24 protein-coding genes are annotated in these 22,475 nt (G+C 63.7%); 13 read left to right on the top strand and 11 right to left on the bottom strand.

Annotated elements, in window-relative coordinates; genetic code table 11:
* Positions 1-29: 29 nt before the first annotated feature.
* The 6 genes from UP06_RS10785 to urtA all read right to left on the bottom strand — a co-directional run bounded on the left by UP06_RS10785 (position 30) and on the right by urtA (position 6,571).
* Positions 30-875: an urease accessory protein UreD gene (locus UP06_RS10785; protein ID WP_045002517.1), complete on the bottom strand. Its 846-nt coding sequence runs from the start codon at positions 873-875 to the stop codon at positions 30-32.
* Positions 876-908: 33 nt separating this feature from the next.
* Positions 909-1,604 carry an urea ABC transporter ATP-binding subunit UrtE gene (gene urtE / locus UP06_RS10780; protein WP_045002516.1) on the bottom strand — a complete coding sequence of 232 codons (696 nt, stop codon included), beginning with the start codon at positions 1,602-1,604 and terminating at the stop codon, positions 909-911.
* Positions 1,605-1,607: 3 nt separating this feature from the next.
* Positions 1,608-2,369: an urea ABC transporter ATP-binding protein UrtD gene (gene urtD, locus UP06_RS10775; protein ID WP_045002515.1), complete on the bottom strand. Its 762-nt coding sequence runs from the start codon at positions 2,367-2,369 to the stop codon at positions 1,608-1,610.
* Between the two features lie 5 nt (positions 2,370-2,374).
* The gene (urtC, locus tag UP06_RS10770; protein ID WP_045002514.1) at positions 2,375-3,544 is read right to left on the bottom strand and encodes an urea ABC transporter permease subunit UrtC; all 1,170 of its coding nucleotides are present in this window, start codon (positions 3,542-3,544) and stop codon (positions 2,375-2,377) included.
* Positions 3,541-5,151, bottom strand: a complete 1,611-nt coding sequence (gene urtB, locus UP06_RS10765) for an urea ABC transporter permease subunit UrtB (protein WP_045002512.1) — start codon at positions 5,149-5,151, stop codon at positions 3,541-3,543. Before urtB ends, urtC begins: the two co-directional genes overlap by 4 nt.
* Positions 5,152-5,248: 97 nt before the next feature.
* On the bottom strand, positions 5,249-6,571 hold the full coding sequence (gene urtA / locus UP06_RS10760) for an urea ABC transporter substrate-binding protein (protein ID WP_045002511.1): 1,323 nt from the start codon (positions 6,569-6,571) through the stop codon (positions 5,249-5,251).
* A gap of 504 nt (positions 6,572-7,075) precedes the next feature.
* On the opposite strand from urtA, the gene UP06_RS10755 reads away from it, so the two are divergent.
* The 3 genes from UP06_RS10755 to UP06_RS10745 all read left to right on the top strand — a co-directional run bounded on the left by UP06_RS10755 (position 7,076) and on the right by UP06_RS10745 (position 9,423).
* Complete coding sequence (locus UP06_RS10755; protein ID WP_045002510.1) at positions 7,076-8,629, top strand: DEAD/DEAH box helicase; 1,554 nt, start codon at positions 7,076-7,078, stop codon at positions 8,627-8,629.
* Between the two features lie 23 nt (positions 8,630-8,652).
* Entirely contained in the window at positions 8,653-8,940 is a 288-nt protein-coding gene (gene infA, locus UP06_RS10750) for a translation initiation factor IF-1 (protein WP_008131890.1), read from the top strand.
* 270 nt (positions 8,941-9,210) lie between these two features.
* Entirely contained in the window at positions 9,211-9,423 is a 213-nt protein-coding gene (locus tag UP06_RS10745) for a cold-shock protein (RefSeq protein WP_045002509.1), read from the top strand.
* A 95-nt stretch (positions 9,424-9,518) separates the two neighbouring features.
* Here UP06_RS10745 and UP06_RS10740 read toward each other — a convergent pair whose 3' ends face one another.
* The 4 genes from UP06_RS10740 to UP06_RS10725 all read right to left on the bottom strand — a co-directional run bounded on the left by UP06_RS10740 (position 9,519) and on the right by UP06_RS10725 (position 12,392).
* On the bottom strand, positions 9,519-10,094 hold the full coding sequence (locus UP06_RS10740) for a TadE/TadG family type IV pilus assembly protein (protein ID WP_045002508.1): 576 nt from the start codon (positions 10,092-10,094) through the stop codon (positions 9,519-9,521).
* Positions 10,095-10,112: 18 nt separating this feature from the next.
* The gene (locus UP06_RS10735) at positions 10,113-10,691 is read right to left on the bottom strand and encodes a TadE/TadG family type IV pilus assembly protein (protein WP_045002623.1); all 579 of its coding nucleotides are present in this window, start codon (positions 10,689-10,691) and stop codon (positions 10,113-10,115) included.
* 223 nt (positions 10,692-10,914) lie between these two features.
* Entirely contained in the window at positions 10,915-11,412 is a 498-nt protein-coding gene (locus UP06_RS10730; RefSeq protein ID WP_045002507.1) for a pilus assembly protein N-terminal domain-containing protein, read from the bottom strand.
* A 152-nt stretch (positions 11,413-11,564) separates the two neighbouring features.
* Positions 11,565-12,392, bottom strand: a complete 828-nt coding sequence (locus UP06_RS10725; RefSeq protein ID WP_045002506.1) for a sterol desaturase family protein — start codon at positions 12,390-12,392, stop codon at positions 11,565-11,567.
* A 258-nt stretch (positions 12,393-12,650) separates the two neighbouring features.
* On the opposite strand from UP06_RS10725, the gene UP06_RS10720 reads away from it, so the two are divergent.
* From UP06_RS10720 to UP06_RS10680, 10 genes are all read left to right on the top strand, one after another.
* Positions 12,651-12,815, top strand: a complete 165-nt coding sequence (locus UP06_RS10720) for a Flp family type IVb pilin (RefSeq protein WP_045002505.1) — start codon at positions 12,651-12,653, stop codon at positions 12,813-12,815.
* A 76-nt stretch (positions 12,816-12,891) separates the two neighbouring features.
* A complete protein-coding gene (locus UP06_RS41455) occupies positions 12,892-13,032 on the top strand; it encodes a hypothetical protein (RefSeq protein ID WP_197087186.1) in 141 nt (46 codons plus the stop codon).
* 118 nt (positions 13,033-13,150) lie between these two features.
* Complete coding sequence (locus UP06_RS10715; protein WP_045002622.1) at positions 13,151-13,675, top strand: A24 family peptidase; 525 nt, start codon at positions 13,151-13,153, stop codon at positions 13,673-13,675.
* A 128-nt stretch (positions 13,676-13,803) separates the two neighbouring features.
* Positions 13,804-14,601 carry a Flp pilus assembly protein CpaB gene (gene cpaB / locus UP06_RS10710; RefSeq protein ID WP_045002621.1) on the top strand — a complete coding sequence of 266 codons (798 nt, stop codon included), beginning with the start codon at positions 13,804-13,806 and terminating at the stop codon, positions 14,599-14,601.
* Positions 14,602-14,612: 11 nt separating this feature from the next.
* Positions 14,613-16,088, top strand: a complete 1,476-nt coding sequence (locus tag UP06_RS10705; protein ID WP_045002620.1) for a type II and III secretion system protein family protein — start codon at positions 14,613-14,615, stop codon at positions 16,086-16,088.
* Positions 16,089-16,108: 20 nt separating this feature from the next.
* Positions 16,109-16,843 (top strand): CpaD family pilus assembly protein, encoded by a 735-nt coding sequence (locus UP06_RS10700; RefSeq protein ID WP_045002504.1) that lies wholly within the window; start codon positions 16,109-16,111, stop codon positions 16,841-16,843.
* Positions 16,840-18,105 (top strand): CpaE/TadZ family protein, encoded by a 1,266-nt coding sequence (locus UP06_RS10695; RefSeq protein WP_045002503.1) that lies wholly within the window; start codon positions 16,840-16,842, stop codon positions 18,103-18,105. The genes UP06_RS10700 and UP06_RS10695 overlap by 4 nt, the downstream gene beginning before the upstream one ends.
* Positions 18,106-18,126: 21 nt before the next feature.
* Positions 18,127-19,590, top strand: coding sequence for a TadA family conjugal transfer-associated ATPase (locus UP06_RS10690; protein ID WP_050031598.1), 1,464 nt, complete (start codon positions 18,127-18,129; stop codon positions 19,588-19,590).
* Between the two features lie 16 nt (positions 19,591-19,606).
* Positions 19,607-20,584, top strand: coding sequence for a type II secretion system F family protein (locus tag UP06_RS10685; RefSeq protein WP_045002501.1), 978 nt, complete (start codon positions 19,607-19,609; stop codon positions 20,582-20,584).
* A 9-nt stretch (positions 20,585-20,593) separates the two neighbouring features.
* A complete protein-coding gene (locus UP06_RS10680) occupies positions 20,594-21,568 on the top strand; it encodes a type II secretion system F family protein (protein WP_045002500.1) in 975 nt (324 codons plus the stop codon).
* 60 nt (positions 21,569-21,628) lie between these two features.
* Here the strand turns inward: UP06_RS10680 and UP06_RS10675 are convergent, their stop codons facing one another.
* Positions 21,629-22,441, bottom strand: coding sequence for a tetratricopeptide repeat protein (locus UP06_RS10675; RefSeq protein ID WP_045002499.1), 813 nt, complete (start codon positions 22,439-22,441; stop codon positions 21,629-21,631).
* Positions 22,442-22,475 lie beyond the last annotated feature (34 nt).

Here is a 22,475-nt window from a genome sequence, read left to right as displayed (position 1 = left end):
TCAGTTCACATCATCAATTCAGCCGGTCGTCAATTCAGCCACAATCGCGGCAGCGCCACGCCGGTGCGCGCGAGCACAGCCATCATGTCGGCACGCAAGCGCGCCGCATCTTGGGCACAGAACCGCGCCATTGCAAAGCCATTCCAGGCGGATATCCCGACCTCGCCGGAGAACGAGTCCGCCGCCTCGCGGAGGCGCTCGATCAGCGCCTCATCGCCGGGCACAATCAGGGCGGTGCCGATCGCCGCGCCGCCCTTGGCGACCGCAGATCGCGCGAGCTTTGCACCGATATTCCCATCGAGCCGGACGGTTTCCGCGAAGACCAGCTTGCCGCCACGCCGCAGCCGCCAGCGGTCGACGAACTCGCCCTGCTCCATCCGCTCGCCCATGGCGGCGCGGCCGAACACGACGATTTCACAGAGCAAAAGCGAAGCCGCCTCGTCTAGATCGATGTCGAAGCGGCGCTGCACGCGCGCGCGGTCGAACAGGATCGTCTCCTGCGGCAGCCAGCCGAGATGCGAGCCTGCGGCGACCTTGAGAGCGATGTTGAGCTGAGCCGCCGGACCCGGCGCACGATAGATCTTCTCCGCGGCTGCCGTAGTCAGCGTCAGCCACGCGGCGTCAGTGGCCGCGATCTCGATGTCGAAGCGATCGCCGCCGGCGACACCGCCGGCCGTGTTGACGAACACGCCGGATAGGCCGTGGTCTTCCGGTGACGGAAAGCGCACGCGCAGGGAGCCGGATTCATGCAGGACGCCGCGTCGCGTCACGCCATCACGGGCATGCACGTCGAACCGCACCGCGCCGCGGGCGCGGTTGGCCTCGAACACAGGCGAATCCAGGTCAGACGAATTGGCTGATAGTTCGCTGCGCATCCGTCTCCCCAGCCGGCCGCGGCAGGATTTCCTTTACAGCGCCATCTGGCGGCTGATCTCGCTCGCGTCGAGATTGGTGCGGTCGCAGGTGAATTTGACTGCGCCGCGATCCATCACGGCAAAACTGTCGCCGAGTTCGCAGGCAAAGTCGAGATATTGTTCGACCAGCACGATGGCGATGTTGCCGAGATTGCGCAAGTAAGAGATCGCCCGACCGATGTCCTTGATGATCGACGGCTGGATGCCCTCGGTCGGCTCATCAAGCAGCAGCAGCTTTGGCCGCATCACCAGCGCACGCCCGATCGCGAGCTGCTGCTGCTGGCCGCCGGAGAGATCCCCGCCGCGCCGGCCGAGCATGGATTGCAGCACCGGGAACAGCGAGAACACATCGTCCGGAATGTGCCTGTCCTCACGCTTGAGCGGGCCGAAGCCGGTCTTCAGGTTCTCCTCCACCGTCAGCAGCGGAAAGATCTCACGTCCCTGCGGCACGAAGCCAACGCCCTTGCGGGCCCGCTCATAGGGCTTGAGGCCGGTGATGTCGCTGCCGTCGAACACGATCGCGCCCGACGAGATCGGATATTGCCCGACCATGGCGCGCAACAGTGACGTTTTGCCGACGCCGTTGCGTCCGAGCACGCACGTCACCTTGCCCGGCTCGGCCGAGATCGAGACGCCACGCAGCGCCTGCGCCGCGCCGTAGAACAGGTTGATGTCCTTGACCTCGAGCATGGTTCAGCGCCCCAAATACACTTCGATAACCCGGTCGTTCGACGACACCTGATCGATGGTGCCTTCGGCGAGCACGGTGCCTTCGTGAAGGCAGGTGACCTTGACGCCGAGCTCGCGCACGAACGTCATGTCGTGCTCGACCACCATCACGGTGTGGGTCTTGTTGATTTCCTTGAGCAGCTCCGCCGTGAGATGCGTCTCGACGTCGGTCATGCCGGCAACGGGCTCGTCGACCAGCAGCAGCTTCGGATCCTGCGCCAGCAGCATGCCGATCTCGAGCCATTGCTTCTGGCCGTGGCTGAGGCTGCCGGCAAGACGATTACGGGCGTCGGTGAGACGGATCGTCTCCAGCACCTTGTCGATGCGCTCCGATTCCGGCTTGCTGCCGCGCCAGAACAGCGTGCCCTTGACGCTGTGGTCGACATTGAGCGCAAGCAGCAGGTTGTCCTGCACGGTCTGGCTCTCGAACACGGTCGGCTTCTGGAATTTACGGCCGATGCCGAGCTCGGCGATGCGCGTCTCGTCGAGCCGAGTCAGGTCGGTGACGCCGTCGAACAGCACCGTGCCTTCGTCGGGCTTGGTCTTGCCGGTGATGATGTCCATCATCGTGGTCTTGCCGGCGCCGTTGGGGCCGATGATGGCGCGCATCTCGCCGGGCGCGAGCGTGAGCGACAGATTGTTGATGGCGTGGAAACCGTCGAACGAGACGTGCACGCCGTCGAGATAGAGCAACGCGGAGGTCGCGCGGGTGTCCATGACGTTCATCGCGCTTACTCCGCCATCTTCGGTTCGGTGACGCCGTCTTCCGCCGCAGCGCTCGCGGTGGTCTCTGCAATGCGTCTTTCCTTCGACGATTCCCACCAGGCGTTGAAGGTGCCGATGATGCCCTTCGGCAGCAGCAGTGTCACCAGGATGAACATCGCGCCCAGCATGAACAGCCAGTACGGCGCCAGCATGCCCGAGGTGAAGAACGTCTTGGCGTAGTTGACGACGACGGCCCCTAGCGCCGCGCCGACCAGCGTGCCGCGGCCGCCGACCGCGACCCAGATCACCGCCTCGATCGAATTGCCGGGTGCGAATTCGCTCGGATTGATGATGCCGACCTGCGGCACGTAGAGCGCGCCGGCCACGCCCGCCATGCAGGCCGAGAGCGTGAACACGAACAGCTTGTAGGATTCGACGCGGTACCCGAGGAAGCGGCTTCGCGATTCCGCGTCGCGGATCGCAATCAGGACCTTGCCGAGCTTGGAGGAGACGACGGCCCGACAGATCAGGAAGCTGACGATCAGCCCAAGGCAGCTCAGCGCAAACAGGGCCGCACGTGTCCCCTCGGCCTGCACGTTGAAACCCAGAATATCCTTGAAGTCGGTCAGGCCGTTGTTGCCGCCGAAACCGAAATCGTTGCGGAAGAAGGCGAGCAGCAGCGCATAGGTCATCGCCTGCGTGATGATCGACAAATAGACGCCGGTGACGCGGGAGCGGAAAGCGAGCCAGCCGAAGCAGAATGCCAGAAGCCCGGGCACGACCAGCACCATCAGCGCCGCGAACCAGAACATGTCGAAGCCATACCAGTACCACGGCAGTTTCGGATAGTTCAGGAACACCATGAAGTCCGGCAGGATCGGATTGCCGTAGACGCCGCGGGTGCCGATCTGGCGCATCAGGTACATGCCCATGGCGTAGCCGCCGAGCGCGAAGAACGCGCCGTGGCCGAGCGAGAGGATGCCGCAATAGCCCCAGATCAGGTCGATCGCGAGCGCCAGGATCGCGTAGCAGACATATTTGCCCCAGAGCGCGACAAGGTAGGTCGGCACTTGCAGGAACGAGCCCGCCGGCAGCAGCAGGTTGGAGAGCGGGATCAAAATCCCGCAGGCTGCGACGATGACGAGGAAGATCGTCGCGCCGCGGTCCAGCGATCGCGTCAGCATGTGAGGGGTCATGCTTCCACCGCACGGCCCTTGAGCGCAAACAGTCCGCGCGGCCGCTTTTGAATGAACAGGATGATCAGAACCAGAATGGCGATCTTGCCGAGCACTGCGCCGGCGACCGGTTCCAGGAACTTGTTGGCGATGCCGAGCGTGAAGGCGCCAACCAGTGTGCCCCAGAGATTGCCGACCCCACCGAACACCACGACCATGAAGCTGTCGATGATGTAGCTCTGACCGAGATTGGGGCTGACATTATCGATCTGCGACAACGCCACGCCCGCGATGCCGGCGATGCCCGAACCGAGCCCGAAGGTCAGCGCGTCGACGCGCGAGGTGGCGATGCCCATCGAGGCCGCCATGCGGCGGTTCTGCGTCACCGCGCGCATCTCGAGCCCAAGCGCCGTGTAGCGCAGCATCGCGAGCAGGATCCCAAATACCGCGAGCGTGAAGACAAGGATCCAGAGCCGGTTATAGGTGATAGTGATCTGGCCGACCTCGAACGCGCCGCTCATCCAGGAGGGGTTGCCGACCTCACGGTTGGTCGGGCCGAACATGGTGCGCACGACCTGCTGGAGCACCAGCGACAGGCCCCAGGTCGCGAGCAGCGTTTCCAACGGGCGACCATAGAGGAAGCGGATGATGCTGCGCTCGATCACCACGCCAATGGCGCCGGCGACGAGGAATGCAAGCGGAACGGCGATCAGCAGCGAATAGTCGAACAGGGCAGGATAGCGCGTGCGGATCACCTCCTGCACCACGAAGGTGGTGTAGGCCCCGATCATCACCATCTCGCCATGCGCCATGTTGATGACGCCCATCACGCCAAAGGTGATTGCGAGGCCGATCGCAGCGAGCAACAGCACCGAGCCAAGCGAAAGGCCGTACCAGGCATTCTGCACCGTGGACCAGATCGCCAGCGAGCTCTGGATCGAAGCGATCGCACTGGTCGCGGCCTTCGTCACCGAGGCTGGCTGATCGGCGCCGATGCCGGTCAGCATCGCCAGTGCTTCCTGGTCGCCGCGCGCCTTGATGGTGGCGACGGCCTCGAGCTTCTCAACCTCGGTGGCATCGGACTTGAACAGCAGGATCGCTGCACGTGCGTCGCCGAGAGCGGCCTTGGCCGACTTGTTGGTTTCCTTTGCCAGCGCCGTATTGACGGCCTCAAGCGCCGATTCCTCATGCGACTTGAAGACGGACTGCGCGGCCTGGATGCGGGCCGTGACATCCGGCGACATCAGCGTCAGGCCGCCGACCGCGGCATCAACACTGCGGCGCAAGCGATTGTTGAGACGGACCGCGCTGGCACTGTCGGGAACGCTGGCGACGGGCTGGCCGGTCGCGGCATCGATCGACTTGCCGTCGGCGCCGGTGACGTAAACTTTCTTGCTGTCCGGATCGGCCATCAGACGGCCGTCCTGGAGCGCGCTGATGATGGGATAGGCCAGCGGATTGCCGCTGCTGGCGACCACGCCGATCGCCTCTTCCGTATCGGAATAATCGTCGTTGGCGAATTTGGCGACCGCATCCTCGAACGGACCGGCGAAGGCCGGCAGCGCGAACGCGATCAGAAACAGCGAGAGCAAGAGCGAACAGAGGCGGGCGGATAACTTGGCTGGCACTGTGATTGACCCCGGCAGAAATGGGTGGAGAAGGCGGCGGGATCGCCGCCTTCTCCGATCGCAATTGGCCGTTAGGCCTTGGTCGGGTGCTTTTGGATCAGGAGCCCGAACCGAGGCACTTGTTGGTCTTGACGTTGAAGTTGCCGCACTTCTTGCCGACCCAGTCACCGATCAGATCCTTGGAGCCGTCGAGCTCCTTCGACCAGGCGTCGCCCGCGACAAGACCCGGGGTCTTCCAGACCACGTCGAACTGGCCGTTGCCCTTGATCTCGCCGATGAACACCGGCTTGGTGATGTGGTGGTTCGGCAGCATCTTCGACACGCCGCCGGTCAGGTTCGGCGCCTCGATGCCGGGAAGCGCATCGATCACCTTGTCCGGATCAGTCGACTTCACTTTCTCGACCGCCTTCACCCACATGTTGAAGCCGATCACGTGCGCTTCCATCGGGTCGTTGGTCGTGCGCTTCGGGTTCTTGGTGTAGGCCTGCCAGTCCTTGATGAACTTCTCGTTCGCCGGGGTCTTGATCGACTCGAAGTAGTTCCAGGCGGCGAGATGGCCGAGCAGCGGCTTGGTGTCGATGCCGGCGAGCTCTTCCTCACCCACCGAGAACGCGACCACCGGGATGTCCTTTGCCTTGATACCCTGGTTGCCGAGCTCCTTGTAGAAGGGAACGTTGGCGTCGCCGTTGATGGTCGAGACCACCGCGGTCTTCTTGCCGGCCGAGCCGAACTTCTTGATGTCGGCCACGATCGTCTGCCAGTCGGAGTGACCGAACGGCGTGTAGTTGATCATGATGTCTTCCTGGGCGACACCCTTCGACTTCAGATAGGCTTCCAGGATCTTGTTGGTGGTGCGCGGATAGACGTAGTCGGTGCCCGCGAGCACCCAGCGCTTCACCTTCTCTTCCTTCATCAAATAGTCGACGGCTGGGATCGCCTGCTGGTTCGGCGCCGCACCCGTGTAGAACACGTTACGCTCGCTCTCCTCACCCTCGTACTGCACGGGGTAGAACAGGATGTTGTTCAGCTCCTTGAACACCGGCAGCACCGACTTGCGCGACACCGAGGTCCAGCAGCCGAACACGACCGAGACCTTGTCCTTGGTGATCAACTCACGCGCCTTCTCGGCGAACAGCGGCCAGTTCGAAGCGGGATCGACGACGACAGCCTCGAGCTTCTTGCCGAGCACGCCGCCCTTCTTGTTCTGCTCATCGATCAGGAAGAGGATCGTGTCCTTCAGCGTGGTTTCGCTGATGGCCATGGTGCCGGAGAGAGAATGAAGGACGCCGACCTTGATGGTGTCGTCCGCGGCCTTCGCGCCGGAAATGGAAGCCAGACCGAGCATCAGTCCGGCGGTCGCGGCGAGCACGCCGCGGCGGCTAAATGACGCCGCTATATCGTGAGTGGATTTGTTAAGCATGAGTGTATCATCTCCCTGACGCAGACGTGAAAAAGACGCTGCGAAACGGCCCCACGGCCGCCTGCGATTAACGGAATCGCAAGAACCATGCCATGGCCCGAGTACACACTAAGCCATTGGCTTAATTTGAGAATTTGACCGATATCAAAGTTTCGCCGCAGTTTGATTGCTCAAAAAATGAGCGAATAAAATGTATGCCAATGCGGCATCCGGTTTATTTTCTGAGCAGAAACCCACTTCTGGCTAAAAATCCGGCATAACTATTTTTGCACCGCAATCGACGCCAGGCGCACGCCCGCCTTGAAAGCGCCGCGCCGATGTTCCATATAGCGCTTGAGATCGCTCGCGAATCGGGTGGTCGTTGCGAGCCGCGTGTTCTTAAGCCCTTACGGGCCTCTGGCTTGCCCCATCCCATCAAGCCATCCGACACCCCAAACACGCAGGTGTCTTCTCGACACCCTCTCGCGCGTGCCCCGCCGACTGCGCCGGGCGCTCGTATTTGACATGGAAAGAACCCATCTTTTGACTTCGTTTCAGGATTTCGGCCTCGCCGAACCGATCGCGCGCGCTCTCACCGAAGAGAAGTACGTCACACCCACCCCCATCCAGGCCCAGACCATCCCGCTGGCATTGACCGGCCGCGATGTCGTCGGCATCGCCCAGACCGGAACCGGCAAGACCGCGGCCTTCGCGCTGCCGATCCTGCACCGCCTGCTCGAGAACCGCATCAAGCCGCAGCCGAAGACCTGCCGGGTGCTGGTGCTCTCGCCGACCCGCGAATTGTCCGGCCAGATCCTCGACAGCTTTAACGCCTACGGCCGCCACGTTCGCCTCGCCTCGACACTCGCCATCGGCGGCGTGCCGATGGGGCGCCAGGTCCGCGCGCTCATGCCGGGCGTCGACGTGCTGGTCGCGACCCCCGGCCGCCTGCTCGATCTCGTCCAGAGCAATGGGCTCAAGCTTGGAAGCGTCGAGTTCCTGGTGCTCGACGAAGCCGACCGCATGCTCGACATGGGCTTCATCAACGATATCCGGAAGATCGTCTCTAAGCTGCCGATCAAGCGGCAGACGCTGTTCTTCTCCGCCACGATGCCCAAGGACATCGCCGAGCTCGCGGACGCCATGCTGCGTGATCCCGCCCGCGTTGCCGTCACCCCGGTGTCTTCGACGGCCGAGCGGATCAACCAGCGCATCATTCAGGTCGACTTCTCGGCCAAACCCGCCGTCCTGACCAAGCTCCTGAAAAACGAGCCGATCAACCGCGCGCTGGTTTTCACCCGTACCAAGCACGGCGCCGACAAGGTGGTGAAGACGCTCGAGAGGGCCGGCATCGCCGCCAGCGCCATCCATGGCAACAAGTCGCAGAACCATCGCGAGCGGACGTTGGCGCTGTTCCGCTCCGGTGAAATCCGCACGCTGGTCGCCACCGACATCGCCGCTCGCGGCATCGATGTCGACGGCATCACCCACGTCATCAATTTCGACATACCGAATGTGCCCGAGACCTATGTTCACCGCATCGGCCGCACCGCGCGCGCCGGCGCCGAGGGCACCGCGATCTCGCTGGTCGCAGGCGGCGAGGAGCTCGGCTATCTCCGCGACATCGAGCGGCTGATCAAGGTGGCGCTGCCGCGGGAAGACAACCGCACGGACGCCGGCCGCAACGATGCAGGCCCGCCCCCGTCACAGCAACGGCAGGGCCGGCCGGGCCGCCCGGGCCAGCGCCCGCAAGGCGCAAGGCAAGGTGACGGACGCCGTGCTGACGAAAGGCGTACCGAAGGACGGCATAACGCCGGCAAGCAGGGCGACGGAAGGCCCGGCGAAGGTCGCCACGGTGACGGAAGGCATGTTGACGGACGGCCTGGTGGTGGCCAGAAGGTCTCGAAGGGTGCTCGCCGTCGTCCGTCCGGTGGCAAGCCGCATTCTTCGTCAAACGACCGACCGGAGCAGCGTTCTGCGCATAGCGCCGGCAAGCCTGATGGGATACAAGGCGTGGCCTTTTTACGCCGCGAGAGTCGGCCGATGGGCCAACCGACTCGCAAACCCTATTCGCACTAGCCGTCCACGACCTGGAGAAATTCATGGCTAAGGAAGAGCTGATCCAGTTCGAAGGACTGGTCACCGAAATCCTCCCCGATGCGCGCTACCGCGTGCAGCTCGACGCCGGACACGAGATCGTTGCCTACACCGCCGGCAAGATGAAGAAGAACCGCATCAAGACGCTGGCGGGAGACCGCGTGACGGTGGAGATGTCGCCCTATGACCTCGAAAAGGGCCGGCTGATTTTCCGCCACAAGGACGAACGTCCCAGTGGGGTGGGTGGACCTCCGCGTCCGGGGCAGCGCGGCGGCCAGTTCCGTCGTCGCTAACCGGCCCGTCCGCGCGCAAGTGCGGAACTAAAATGCTGTGCTGCATACTGATCCGCCGCTCAAATCGCGGCGGATCAAAAAAACGTGCGCGTCAGGATTGTTTTGGTGCCTTATTTCCAATAAAATCCGCTAATCGATTTTCGGCCGGACGACATTGGCATCCACCGGTACAGCCGGTTCAGACACGCTGACGACCCTTCCAGAAATTCGATCTAACCTGCCTGCGCGAGCGGGCTCTTACATTGTGTTATCTGAGAAGGAACTACCCCCGTGAGCATGGGAACCGTGAAGTGGTTTAACGCGACCAAGGGCTTTGGCTTCATTCAGCCCGACGAAGGCGGACAGGACGTGTTCGTTCACATCAGCGCCGTCGAGCGCGCCGGCCTTGGCACGCTGCGCGAAGGCCAGAAGATCTCCTACGAGATCGTCGCCGATCGCCGGTCCGGCAAGTCGGCTGCCGACAACCTCCGCGACGCAGGCTGAGCCGGCCGGGCCTCTGGCCCGGAGCAGCGCGAACAGACCAGGGAAAAGGCCGTGCGAGATGCACGGCCTTTTTTCATGCCCAAAAAGCGATGCGCTCAGTAGGTCGTACAGGCCGTATCCGGGCTGTAATAAACGCAGGTCGACTGGCGCGGGCGGGTGTAGGAGACGTCACTCAGCGTAATCGCGTTCTTGAGCACGTAGCCGACCGACGGCGTGTAGGTGTAGCTGACCTCGCTAAAGATCAGATAGGTGCCGGCGATCGCAAGCGTCGTAGGAATCGAGACCGAGGACTTCTGGGTCCGCGGCACCGAGCCTTTGCTCCACTGCACATGCGCCGTCTGCGTCGAATCCACATAGAGCTCGCTGATCGTCGCCGTCACCGGCGTGGCCGAATAGGGCGTCATGATTGCGGTCGATGCCGCGAAGAAATTGGTCATGTCGGTATCGGCGACCGATGTCGACTGTGAGGTGAGATCCGACAGCGTCCGCGCCATCAGCGTCACCTTGCGATCGATCGCCACGCCCGACGAGAACTCGACCGTGCCGAAGAACATCACCAGCATCAGCGGCACGATCACCGCGAACTCGGTCGCCGCAAGACCACTGCCATCGGCCAGGAAATCATGGGCGGAGAGACGCGTCGCCCGCAAGAATTTCGCAATCGCCTGCATTGTTCCGATCCATTGGTCCTAATAGGGCTCGTTCTTGAACGCGGCCGTGGCCACGAGCAGCCGCTTGCTGCACGCAGGGTTGACGATGCTGTAGCCGAGCCCGGTGACGAATTGCGGCCACTGGTAGAACAGCCGGACCACCACGATGTCACCGGCATTGCCCGGGCTGTAGCCCATGCTGCTGTCGAAATTGCAGGCCGCATCGATGTGGTTCGACAGCACGACGGACGAAAAGGACGAGTAGCTCGAGACGTCGACCTGGAGACTGTTGCAGTCGAACAGCGCGGGAATCTGGGCGCAGACGTAAGACTTGAACGTCGCCTGCGTGCAAGGCGTGCTGACGCCGGACACCGCGCAGGCCGTCACCGAACCTGATTGCGCCTGGCCGGTCAGCACCACGCGCGCGGAATTCTGCGTGATGGTCTCGAGCACCTGGCCCGCGAAGAACATGATCGCCGTCTCGATGATGGCGAACAGCAGCCCGAAGAAGATCGGTGCGACCAGTGCGAACTCGACCGCTGCGGAGCCGCGGCGATTGCCGCGAAACCGGCGCAGCGCAGTCCGGAACGTGAACCTCGAAGGTGCAGGCGACGGCATCGCGTGAAACTCCCCTGCGGCAGCAATCATCTGCGCCGATCAGTAGCGGAAACTGATTGTTTAAGTGTTTCAGACAATCCGCGCCGGCCGGACCGCACCGTTAAGCGCGGATTAACCACGCCGGCCCGCGGACGCAGGATATGAATTCTGCGCGCGACAGCTCCTGAGCGGACGGCATGCTCCCACCCGGCAATGCTGCTATTTGGCCTTGCAAGTTGGCCTATTAGTTGGTCTTGGCGGCCCCGCCGCCGCTACTGCTCGCATTGCTGCTCAGCGAACCGGCCTGACCCATCGTGGCATTGAAGTAGCCGTCACTGTCGCCGAGCGTCACGCGGCGCTGGCAGACCGGCATGCAACTATAGGACTCGCGCTCGACCCCGCGATAGACGGTGACGAGCCGGTCGCTCGGACCTTCGACCTGGATCTGACGATCGACCAGGATCTCGCCGCCACGGTCGAGCGCGATGAAGTTGGTGGCGCCGTAGCCTTTCCCGGTCACGACGATCATGCCGCCGGGCTGGAGCGTGACGTCGGCGATCAGGGGATTTCCGACCACGATCGTCGCCACCTTGCCGGGCAGCCGCACGAGCTTGGCCTGGTCGACATTGACGGCGATGGCATCGGCAGTGGGCTCGGCAAGGACCGCTGCCGGCGAAGCCAGAACGGCGGCCGCAGCCAGAAGACAGACACGCGCATGACGGCGCAGGAACTCTTTACGCATACTCTTACCCCGGGACGTACAAGCCGGCAGAAGCGATTCGAAAAGCGGAGCCGGCGCCCGACCCGGCTAACCTGCCCGCAATTCGTGAACGTTCCGCAAATTCGCCGGCTATTGTTTGAACGGATTGGCGTATTGCGGCCCCGGATGCTGTCCTAGTGGCGGAACGGATAGGCGAGCTGGCCCGCGATCTCCTTGGGCATGGTCGCTTCGTCCTTGCCGTAATCCTGCGGCAGCTCACCCTTCGGCATGCGGAAGGTGCCGAACAGCACATCCCAGATCGGGAAGGTGCCGGCAAAATTGGTGTCGCCGCCCTCTTCGAGCGAGGTGTGGTGCCAGCGGTGGAACACCGGCGTCGCCAGCACATATCTGAGCGGCCCGAAGGTCCAGTTCAGGTTGGCGTGCACGAAGGCCGAATGGAAGGTGGTGAACGGGCCGACCCAGATCATGACGTTCGGCGAAATGCCGGCCATCAGCAGCACGACGTCGACGCCGATCGTGCCGAGCATCAGATTCACCGGATGGAAGCGGGCTGCCGAAATCCAGCTGATCTCCTCGGAGGAGTGATGGATCGCGTGATACTTCCAGAACCCGCCGCCGTGAAACAGCCGGTGCAGCCAGTACAGCATGAAATCGGACGCGACCAGGAACAGCAGGCCCTGCATCCAGAGCGGCAATTGCGACAGCGGGCCGTGGCCATTGTCGTAGAAGGCGATCAGTTCGTCGGCATCGTGAATGTTGAAGACGACGCCGGCGGTAACGATCAGAAGGCCGATCCGCATGGTGCGGGCGAACACCGGAACGAAGAACCAGTAGCAGATGTCGGTCACGATCTCCCGCTTGCGCCACCACGACGGGCCGGCATTGCAGGCCCAGAAATGTTCGAGCACCGTGAAGACCACCGCCAGCATGAAGGTGACGGGGATCACCTTCGCGATGGTCTCGCCGAGCATCAGGGCGACTTGCATGGGTAGGCTCGACATCGTCGCCTCTCTTCCAGACTGCTGATCCTGTCTACGCCTACTCCGCGAAATTTAAAGGAGGATGAAGTTGATGGCCCGTTTGGGACTGGAGCGAATTGGGCGAGCCGTCTTAAGGCGAAATTCACTCTGGACAAAAGCATCGCGCCCCGGCCGCGTTTGCGGGGTCGAATTAACTCTACCGAAAGAGCTCGGCTCACATGGTCGTCGTGTCAAGACAGCGCCGAACGAGGCGACCCCACCCCAGATGGAGTTTAGTTCATGAAGAACCTGATTGCGCGTTTCGTGAAGGATGAATCCGGCGCCACCGCCATCGAATACGGTCTGATCGCCGCCGGCATCGCGCTGGCCATCATCACCGTCGTCAACAACCTCGGCACCACGCTGAACGCCAAGTTTGGCTCGATCAGCTCTTCGCTGAAGTAAGCGACCGACAACCGATTGCAAAAGCCCCGGACCTCCGGGGCCTTTGTTTTTCTGGACACGGCGAGTTCCAGTGGCGTTGCCTAAGCACAGAACCAATGCCGCGGTTGCGGCGAGCGAGGCGGAAACGGCGCGAGCCGACGCCTCGGTCTATTGGGTCTGCCTTGCGCTGCTGCTCGCCATGGTCACGCTCGCAACCCGCATCGTCAGCATCTGGTGAGGGCACCGGGTCGCCGGTTCCGAGGCCGCTGCCGCCATTGTCGGTTTGTTTAGCTCTGCCGGCTAGCATGCGCCGACGCCCCGATCCGGTGACAGACCCAGGCCTCAAGACGCAGCCCATGATCCTCGACCTCGCGCGCCTCCTGCTCTTCCCGGCTCTGATCGCGTTCGCCGCGGCCAGCGATCTCTTCACGATGACCATCTCGAACCGCGTTTCGCTGGCGCTGGTTGCAGGCTTCTTCGCGCTTGCCATTGCCGGTGGCATGGCACCTTACGACATGCTGGGCCATGTCGGCGCCGGCGCACTTGTTCTCGCCGTAGCGTTCACCTGCTTTGCGATGGGCTGGGTCGGCGGCGGCGACGCGAAGGTCGCGGCTTCGGTGGCGCTCTGGTTCGGTTTCGCACAGTTGATGAACTTCCTGCTCTACGCCTCGCTGTTCGGCGGGGCGCTGACACTGCTCCTGCTCCAGTTCCGGCAATGGCCGCTGCCCTTCGGGCTCGCCGGCCAAGCCTGGCTCGCGCGACTGCACGCCAAGGAGAGCGGCATTCCCTACGGCATCGCGCTCGGACTGAGCGCACTGATGGTCTACCCGGAGACCGAATGGGTGAAAGCGATCGACCTCGCTCACCTGGCGATGCGCTAAAAGCCCCGCATAAACCCGGCGTTAAGCCGATTTAGATACGCCTCATTAACCATGCTTTGACGAATAGCTGGTCAACTGCCGATTACGGCGGCGGCAACGTCGCGGCGTTTGTTGGGAAAGTGAAGCGTATGAATAGGGCACGCATTGTCGTCCTGACGGTCGCCATCTGCGCCGGCGGCATCGCCGCGTATCTGGCGAGCAGTTCGGACAATTCTGCGCCGCCTCCGGCTCCGGTCGCGCAGCTTCCCACCACCGACGTCCTGGTTGCCAAGAACGACATCGGCCTCGGGCAGACCGTGAAGCCGGAAGACGTGCAGTGGCAGACCTGGCCAACCGCGACCGCCAGCTCCACCTTCATCCGCCGCAGCGAGCGTCCCGAGGGCGCGACCCAGGTCGTCGGCTCGATTGCGCGCGCGCCCTTCATCCAGGGTGAGCCGATCCGCGACCAGAAACTGGTCAAGGCCGATGGCTCCGGCTTCATGGCCGCGATCCTGCCGACCGGCATGCGCGCCATTTCCACCGAAATTTCGCCGGAGACCGGCGCCGGCGGTTTCATCCTGCCGAACGACCGCGTCGACGTGCTGCTCACGCGCCGCCTCAAGAATCCGGACCAGAGCGCGGGCGCCCCGGATGTCGTCACGTCCGAGATCATCCTGGTCAATGTCCGCGTACTGGCCATCGACCAGGCGCCGAAGGAGAAGGACGGCCAGAACACGGTGGTGGGCAAGACCGTCACCCTCGAGCTCAATCCCGCTCAGACCCAGGTGCTGTCCTCGTCCCGCCAGGCCGGAACGCTGTCGCTGGCGCTGCGCAGCATTGCCGACGTCAAGATGAGCGAGATCACGCTCGATGAATCCGCGCAGAAGCGCGACGGCGTTTCGATCATTCGCTACGGCATTCCAAGCCAGGCGGCGAAGGTACGATGAGGACAGTCGATATGAAATGCAGGGCAAATCTCGCGACGATGCGGACCTCAATGGTCCGCGCCCTGTCGTTCTCGACCGCGCTCGCGCTGACGCTCAATCCGGTGCTCACCCCCGTGGTCGCCGCTGACTATCGTCCCGTGGCGCCAGTTGCGGCCGACGGCCAGATGAACGCGCGCTTCCTCTCGCTCGGGATCGGCAAGTCGATCGTGATCGACCTGCCGCGCGACATCAAGGACGTGCTGGTGGCCGATCCCAAGATCGCCAACGCGGTGGTGCGCTCGTCCCAGCGCGCCTACATCATCGGCGCTTCGGTCGGCCAGACCAACATCGTGTTCTTCGATTCCGCCGGCCAACAGATCGCGGCTTATGACATCGCAGTCAAGCGCGACCTCAACGGCGTGCGTGCCGCGCTGAAGCAGATCCTGCCCAATTCCGATATCCAGATCGACGGCCTCGGCGACGGCGTCGTCCTGAGCGGCTCGGCTGCGAACCCGGGCGAAGCACAGCAAGCCAACGATCTGGCCGCGCGCCTCGCCGGCGGCCCTGAAAAGGTGGTGAACTCGATCGTGGTCCGCGGCCGCGACCAGGTCATGCTGAAGGTTACGGTCGCCGAAGTCGCGCGCAACATCGTCAAACAGCTCGGCATCGATCTCACCGCCAACCTCAATTACGGCACGTCGGTGGTGAGCTTCACCAACTCCAACCCGTTCACGGCGCTCGGCCACAATCTCGTGGACGGCAACGCTCTGACCACCAAGTTCGGCGGGACCCCGTCGGTGCAGGCCACCCTGCGCGCGATGGAAACCGCAGGCGTGATCCGGACGCTGGCCGAGCCGAACCTGACCGCGATCTCGGGTGAATCGGCGACGTTCATCGCCGGTGGCGAATTCCCGGTGCCGGCAGGCTATTCTTGCGACCCCACCACGCATGTCTGTACCACCCAGATCAGCTTCAAGAAGTTCGGCATCTCGCTCAATTTCACTCCGGTGGTGCTGAGCGAGGGCAAGATCAGCCTGCGCGTGATGACCGAAGTGTCGGAACTCTCCAACGATAACGCGATCACGCTGTCGCAGGCGGTGACCTCGACCTCGGTGAACTCGCTGACGGTGCCCTCGATCAGGACGCGCCGAGCTGAGACCTCGCTCGAAATTCCCTCCGGCGGCGCAATGGCGATGGCCGGCCTGATCCAGCAGCAGACCAAGCAGGCGGTCAGCGGATTGCCGGGCCTGATGCAGCTCCCGATCCTCGGCTCGCTGTTCCGCAGCCGTGACTTCGTCAACAGCGCGACCGAGCTGGTCGTCATCGTGACGCCCTACATCGTGCGCGCGGTGTCGCAGAAGGACCTGTCGCGCCCGGATGACGGCTTCTCGACGCCCGCGGACCCGCAGGCCGAACTTCTCGGCAACATCAACCGCATCTACGGCGTGCCGGGTAAAACCGAACCGGCAAAGAACTACCGCGGCACCTACGGCTTCATCACCGACTGAAGCGGAACGGGGACTTAGTTATGATTACAAGACCACCCCAGACTCGCAAACGCGCCATCGGCATCGGTGGCGCGCTGGTTGGTATCGCGCTTGCGCTCGGCGGCTGCCAGCATGACGAAGTGGCCACCGCGTCCATTCCCGATGACTACAAGCAGCGTCATCCGATCGCGATCGAGGAGCAAAACCGCTCGATCGTCGTCTTCGTCGGTCATGCCCGCGGCGGCCTGACTGCAGCGCAGCGCGCCGACGTGATGGGCCTCGCGTCGACCTGGCTGCACGAGGGCACCGGCGCCATTCATATCGACGTGCCGTCCGGAACGCCCAATGCGCGTCCGGTGGCGGAATCGATGCGTGAGATCCAGGCGATGCTGGCGGCAGCGGGCGTTCCCCCGCGCGGCGTCATCGCCCGTCCCTACCAGCCGGAAGACAAGCGCTTCCTGCCGCCGATCCGGATGACCTATTCCAAGATCGCCGCGGTCGCTGGCCCCTGCGGCCTGTGGCCTGAGGACATCGGTCCTTCGATGAAGAACAAGAGCTGGTTCGAGAACAAGGACTATTACAATTTCGGCTGCGCCTATCAGCGCAACCTCGCGGCGATGGTCGACAATCCGTCGGACCTCGAGCAGCCGCGGCCCGAAACACCGACCTACACGGCGCGGCGCACCGCCGCCTTCGAGAAGTATCGCAAGGGAACTCCCACGGCGGTCACCTATCCCGAGGCCGAACGGGCCAAACTCAGCGATACCGGCAAATGATCAGCTACGCTCGCCAGACTCAAGAAGAGCCGTCGGAGACCTCTCCGCCGGTCGAGGAGCATATTGCGCCCGCGCCGCGCGTCTCGGTCCAGGCCTTCTGCGAGACCGTGGAGACCGCCGCCGCCGTGCAATCGGCCGGCGAGGATCGCCGTCTCGGCAAGGCCCATCTGAAGATCCAGATGGGCGGCATGGCGGCTGCGATCGAAGCCTACCGCTCGGCGCCGACGCCGAACGTGATCGTGCTCGAGAGTGACACGCGCAACGATCTGTTGGCCGGGCTCGACCAGCTCGCCACCGTCTGTGACGCCGGCACCCGCGTGGTCGTGATCGGCCGCATCAACGACGTCATGCTCTACCGCGAGCTGGTGCGCCGCGGCGTCAGCGACTACGTGCTCGCGCCGGTTGGCGCGATCGACGTCGTGCGCTCGATCTGCAACCTGTTCTCGGCGCCGGAAGCCAAGGCGGTCGGCCGCATCATCGCCGTGGTCGGCGCCAAGGGCGGCGTCGGCGCCTCCACCATTTCCCACAACGTCGCCTGGGCGATCGCGCGGGACCTCGCGATGGACGCGGTGGTTGCCGATCTCGACCTCGCCTTCGGCACCGCCGGCCTCGACTACAACCAGGACCCGCCGCAGGGCATTGCGGACGCCGTGTTCTCGCCCGATCGCGTCGATACCGCCTTCATCGACCGCCTGCTGTCGAAATGCACGGACCACCTCAGCCTGCTGGCGGCACCGGCGACGCTCGACCGGGTCTATGATTTCGGCAGCGATGCCTTCGATTCGGTGTTCGACACGCTGCGCGCGACCATGCCCTGCATCGTGCTCGACATCCCCCATCAATGGTCGGGCTGGACCAAGCGTGCCCTGATCGGTGCCGACGACATCCTGATCGTGGCGGCGCCGGATCTCGCCAATTTGCGCAACGCCAAGAACCTGTTCGATCTGCTGAAGGCCGCCCGTCCCAACGACCGGCCGCCGCTCTACTGCCTGAACCAGGTCGGCGTCCCCAAACGGCCGGAGATCGCCGCAGCCGAATTCGCCAAGGCGATCGAGAGCCAGCCGGTCGTCTCGATCCCGTTCGAGCCGCAGATCTTCGGTTCGGCGGCCAACAACGGCCAGATGATCGCGGAGATCTCCGCGAACCACAAATCGATCGACATGTTCCTCCAGATCGCCCAGCGCCTGACCGGCCGCAGCGAGACCAAGAAACAAAAGTCGTCCCTGCTTTCACCCCTGATTGAGAAATTGCGCGGAAAATAAACCGCCGCATGGAGTCGTTAAGTGTTCGGTAAGCGTAGCGGAACAGACACCGACCCTCGGGCTCCCAAGCCCGGCGCCGTGCCGCCAGAGCCTGCCCCGGCTCCGGCGCCGACGGTGTCGCGCGCGCCGCTCCCGCCGGCCGTCGCATCGCCGCCGCTCGCCCCTGCCCGGCCTGCGCCGGCCATGGAGTCCCGCCGCTCGGACAATTACTACGAGGTCAAGGCGACCATCTTCGGCGCGCTGATCGAGGCCATCGACCTCGCCCAGCTCGCCAAGCTGGATTCCGAATCCGCGCGCGAGGAAATCCGCGACATAGTCAATGAGATCATCGCGATCAAGAACATCGTGATGTCGATCGCAGAGCAGGAAGAGCTGCTCGACGATATCTGCAACGACGTGCTCGGCTATGGTCCACTCGAGCCGCTGCTGGCGCGCGACGACATCGCCGATATCATGGTGAACGGGGCTGGCACCGTCTTCATCGAAGTCAACGGCAAGATCCAGAAAACCGGGATCCGCTTCCGCGATAACCAGCAGCTCCTCAACATCTGCCAGCGCATTGTCAGCCAGGTCGGTCGGCGCGTCGACGAATCCTCGCCGATCTGCGACGCGCGCCTCGCCGACGGCTCCCGCGTCAACGCCATCGTGCCGCCGCTCGCGATCGATGGTCCTGCGCTCACCATCCGCAAATTCAAAAAGGACAAGCTGACGCTGGATCAGCTGGTCAAGTTCGGCGCAATCTCGCCGGAGGGCGCGGAGATCCTCCAGATCATCGGCCGCGTCCGATGCAACGTGCTGATCTCCGGCGGTACCGGCTCGGGCAAGACCACGCTGCTGAACTGCCTGACCAATTATATCGAGCACGACGAGCGCGTCATCACCTGCGAGGACGCCGCGGAACTCCAGCTCCAGCAGCCCCACGTGGTGCGGCTCGAAACTCGCCCGCCCAACATCGAGGGCGAAGGCCAGGTCACAATGCGCGAGCTGGTGCGAAACTGCCTGCGTATGCGGCCCGAACGCATCATCGTCGGCGAAGTCCGCGGACCCGAGGCGTTCGACCTGCTGCAAGCCATGAATACCGGCCACGACGGCTCGATGGGGACGCTGCACGCCAACAATCCCCGCGAAGCGCTGTCGCGCTGCGAATCGATGATCACGATGGGCGGCTTTTCCCTGCCCTCGCGCACCATTCGCGAGATGATCTGCGCCTCGATCGACGTCATCGTCCAGGCCGCGCGCCTGCGCGACGGCTCGCGCCGCATCACCCACATCACCGAGGTGATGGGCATGGAAGGCGACACCATCATCACCCAGGACATCTTCCTCTACGACCTGGTCGGCGAGGACGCCAACGGCAAGATCATCGGCCGGCACCGCTCGACCGGCATCGGCCGTCCGAAATTCTGGGAACGCGCGCGCTATTACGGCGACGAGAAACGCCTTGCCGCTGCGCTCGACGCCGCGGAAGTGGCACCGAATACGTGAGCAGGTCGACGCAGCCATGAATATGCAGGTCCTCGCCCTCGCCTTCCTCGCCACCGCCGCCGTCGGCGGCATGGCCTGGGTCTTCCTCTATCCGCTGCTGTCCGGCGAGCGGAAGGCCGAGAGTCGCCGCGCCTCGGTCTCGCGCGCCGATGCGCCCGCGGCCAAGCAGGCCGAGAAGAGCCAGCGATCACGCCGTGAGCAGGTCGAGACTACGCTCAAGGATCTCGAGGCGAGGCGGGCACAGGAGAAGAGCGTTCCGCTCCACGTGCGCCTGTCGCAGGCGGGGCTCGACTGGACGCCGCAGAAATTCTGGATCGCGTCCGCGGTCGTGGCGGGCGTGTTTTTCTTCGGCGCCCTGTTCGGTGGTGGCGGCTTGCTTGGCGCCGCAGGTCTCGCCTTTGCCGGCGGCTTCGGCCTGCCGCGCTGGGCGCTCGGTTTCCTGAAGACGCGCCGCGAGAACAAGTTCCTCAAAGCACTGCCCGACGCTGTCGACGTGATCGTCCGCGGTATCAAGGCCGGCCTGCCGCTGTTCGAATCGATCAAGGTCGTCGCCGCCGACGCGCCGGAGCCACTGCGCAGCGAGTTCCTGTCTATCATCGAGACGCAGACGATCGGCATGCCGCTCGGCGAGGCCTGCGCGCGGCTCTATGATCGCATGCCGCTGCCGGAAGCCAACTTCTTCGGCATCGTGGTGTCGATCCAGCAGAAGTCCGGCGGTAATCTGTCCGAAGCGCTCGGCAACCTCTCCAAGGTGCTGCGCGACCGCAAGAAGATGAAGGAAAAGATCCAGGCGATGTCGATGGAGGCCAAGGCCTCGGCCGGCATCATCGGCTCGCTGCCGCCGATCGTGATGTTCCTCGTCTATCTCACGACGCCCGGATATATCTCGCTGCTGTGGACCCATCCCACCGGTCAGCTCATGCTGGTCGGCTGCGTCGTCTGGATGTCGATCGGCATCATGGTGATGAAGAAGATGATCAACTTCGATTTCTGATGGTGCCGTATGGTCGATTTACTCGTCACGAAGCTGCACGACGTCCACTTCATGACCATGATGCTGGCGGCCATCGCCGCCAGCGCCACCGTGTATACGCTGGTGATGCCGCTGTTCGCCGGCGAAGGCCTCGCCAAGCGCATGAAGGCGGTGGCGAGCGAGCGTGAGCGCATCCGTCAGCGCGAACGCGAACGCCTCAACAAGAGCGAGAAGGTCTCGCTGCGCCAGACACCAAAGCAACTCGTCTCCAGGGTCGTCGAGGACTTCAACCTCACCAAATGGCTGGCGCAGGAAGCAGCGCGCGACAAGCTCATCATGGCGGGCTATCGCGGCCATGCGCCTTACGTCACGTTCCTGTTCGCCCGCATGGTGGCCCCGCTCGTGCTGTTCATCGGCTCGATCGTCTACGTGTTCCTGATCGCGCATATGGAGAAGTCGATGCCGATCAAGATCGGCATGTGCGTCGGCGCCGCCTATGCCGGCCTCCAGGCGCCGATGCTGTTCCTCAAGAACAGGATCTCCAAGCGCCAGCTCTCGATCAAGCGCGCCTTTCCCGATGCACTCGATCTGCTGCTGATCTGCATCGAATCCGGCATGTCGGTGGAAATGGCGTTCCGCAAAGTCGCAACCGAAATCGTGGGCCAGTCGATCGCGCTGTCGGAAGAGTTCACCCTGACCACCGCCGAGCTGTCCTATTTGCAGGATCGCAAGGTGGCCTATGAGAACCTGGCGAAGCGCACCGGACTCGAAGGCGTCAAATCGGTGTGTCTGGCGCTTCAGCAGGCGGAGCGGTACGGTACTCCGCTCGGCCAATCCTTGCGCGTCATGGCGCAGGAAAACCGCGACATGCGCATGAACGAGGCCGAGAAGAAGGCCGCGGCGCTGCCGCCGAAACTGACGGTGCCGATGATCCTGTTCTTCCTGCCGGTGCTGTTCGTCGTCATTCTCGGGCCGACCGGCATCAAGATCTCCGAGCTGCATTGAGGCAGACGGCGGATCGCAGGCGGTCCGCAGGCGGCTTCAGGATTGGAAGATCGGGTCTGATCAGTCGGGCTGGCTGAGCGAGGCGACCGGCGTCCGCTTCGGCGCACCGCGCGGGGCATCGTTGCGGCTCAGCATGTCCTTGAGATACGCGACATTGGCCGCGGCCTGATCCGGCGGCAAATCCGCCTTCACGATCGTCTCGGCCTCGGTGAAGCGGCCCTGGAGACCGACCACCAAGCCGAGATTCTGCCGCACCCGGGCGTTCGCGCGTGGCGAAGCGTAGGCCTGCCGCAACGCATCCTCGGCCTTGGGCAGATCTCTCGACAACATGTAGGACAGGCCGAGATTGGAGAGCACGCCGGGATCGCCCGGTGCGACCTTCAGCGCGCTTGCATAATAGGAACGTGCCTCGTCGTGGCGGCCCATCTGGTCGAGCGCGGTGCCCTGCACCGAGAGCAGGCGCCAGTCCGGATTGTCGGGCGAATGCGCCTTCGACAGCACGTCAAAAGCCTGCTGGAAGTTGCCGTTGTCGGCGAGCGCGCGGCCGTACTGGGCGAGCAGCGGCTTGTTGCCGGGATTGGCGATGGTCGCCTGTTCGAGCACGGCGGCGGCCTGGGCGCGTTGTCCGTTGGTGCGCAAGGCCTGGCCATAGGCCAGTGCCGCGTCGGCATCCTTGGGATTGGCACGGTAGCGCTCGCCATAGGCTTCGACGGCACGCGCCGGATCGGTCGGGGCGGCCTCCGCCTTCGGGCCGATCGAGCCGGTGACGTCGGAGAGTTTTGACATTGCCGTGCAGCCGCCGAGGCTCGCAGCCACCACCGCGATCAGCGAGGCAGACGCAAGAAGCCGGGCAGGACTGAACCGTTGACGCATGACGCTTTGACTCTCGAGCCGATTGATCGAGCCG

Origin of the sequence: Bradyrhizobium sp. LTSP857 (genome assembly GCF_000938285.1) — a bacterium.
In the GTDB taxonomy this organism is placed as follows: Bacteria; Pseudomonadota; Alphaproteobacteria; order Rhizobiales; family Xanthobacteraceae; genus Bradyrhizobium.
The sequence above is the reverse complement of the archived record's forward strand: the minus strand, read 5'-3'. Positions and strand labels throughout refer to the sequence as shown.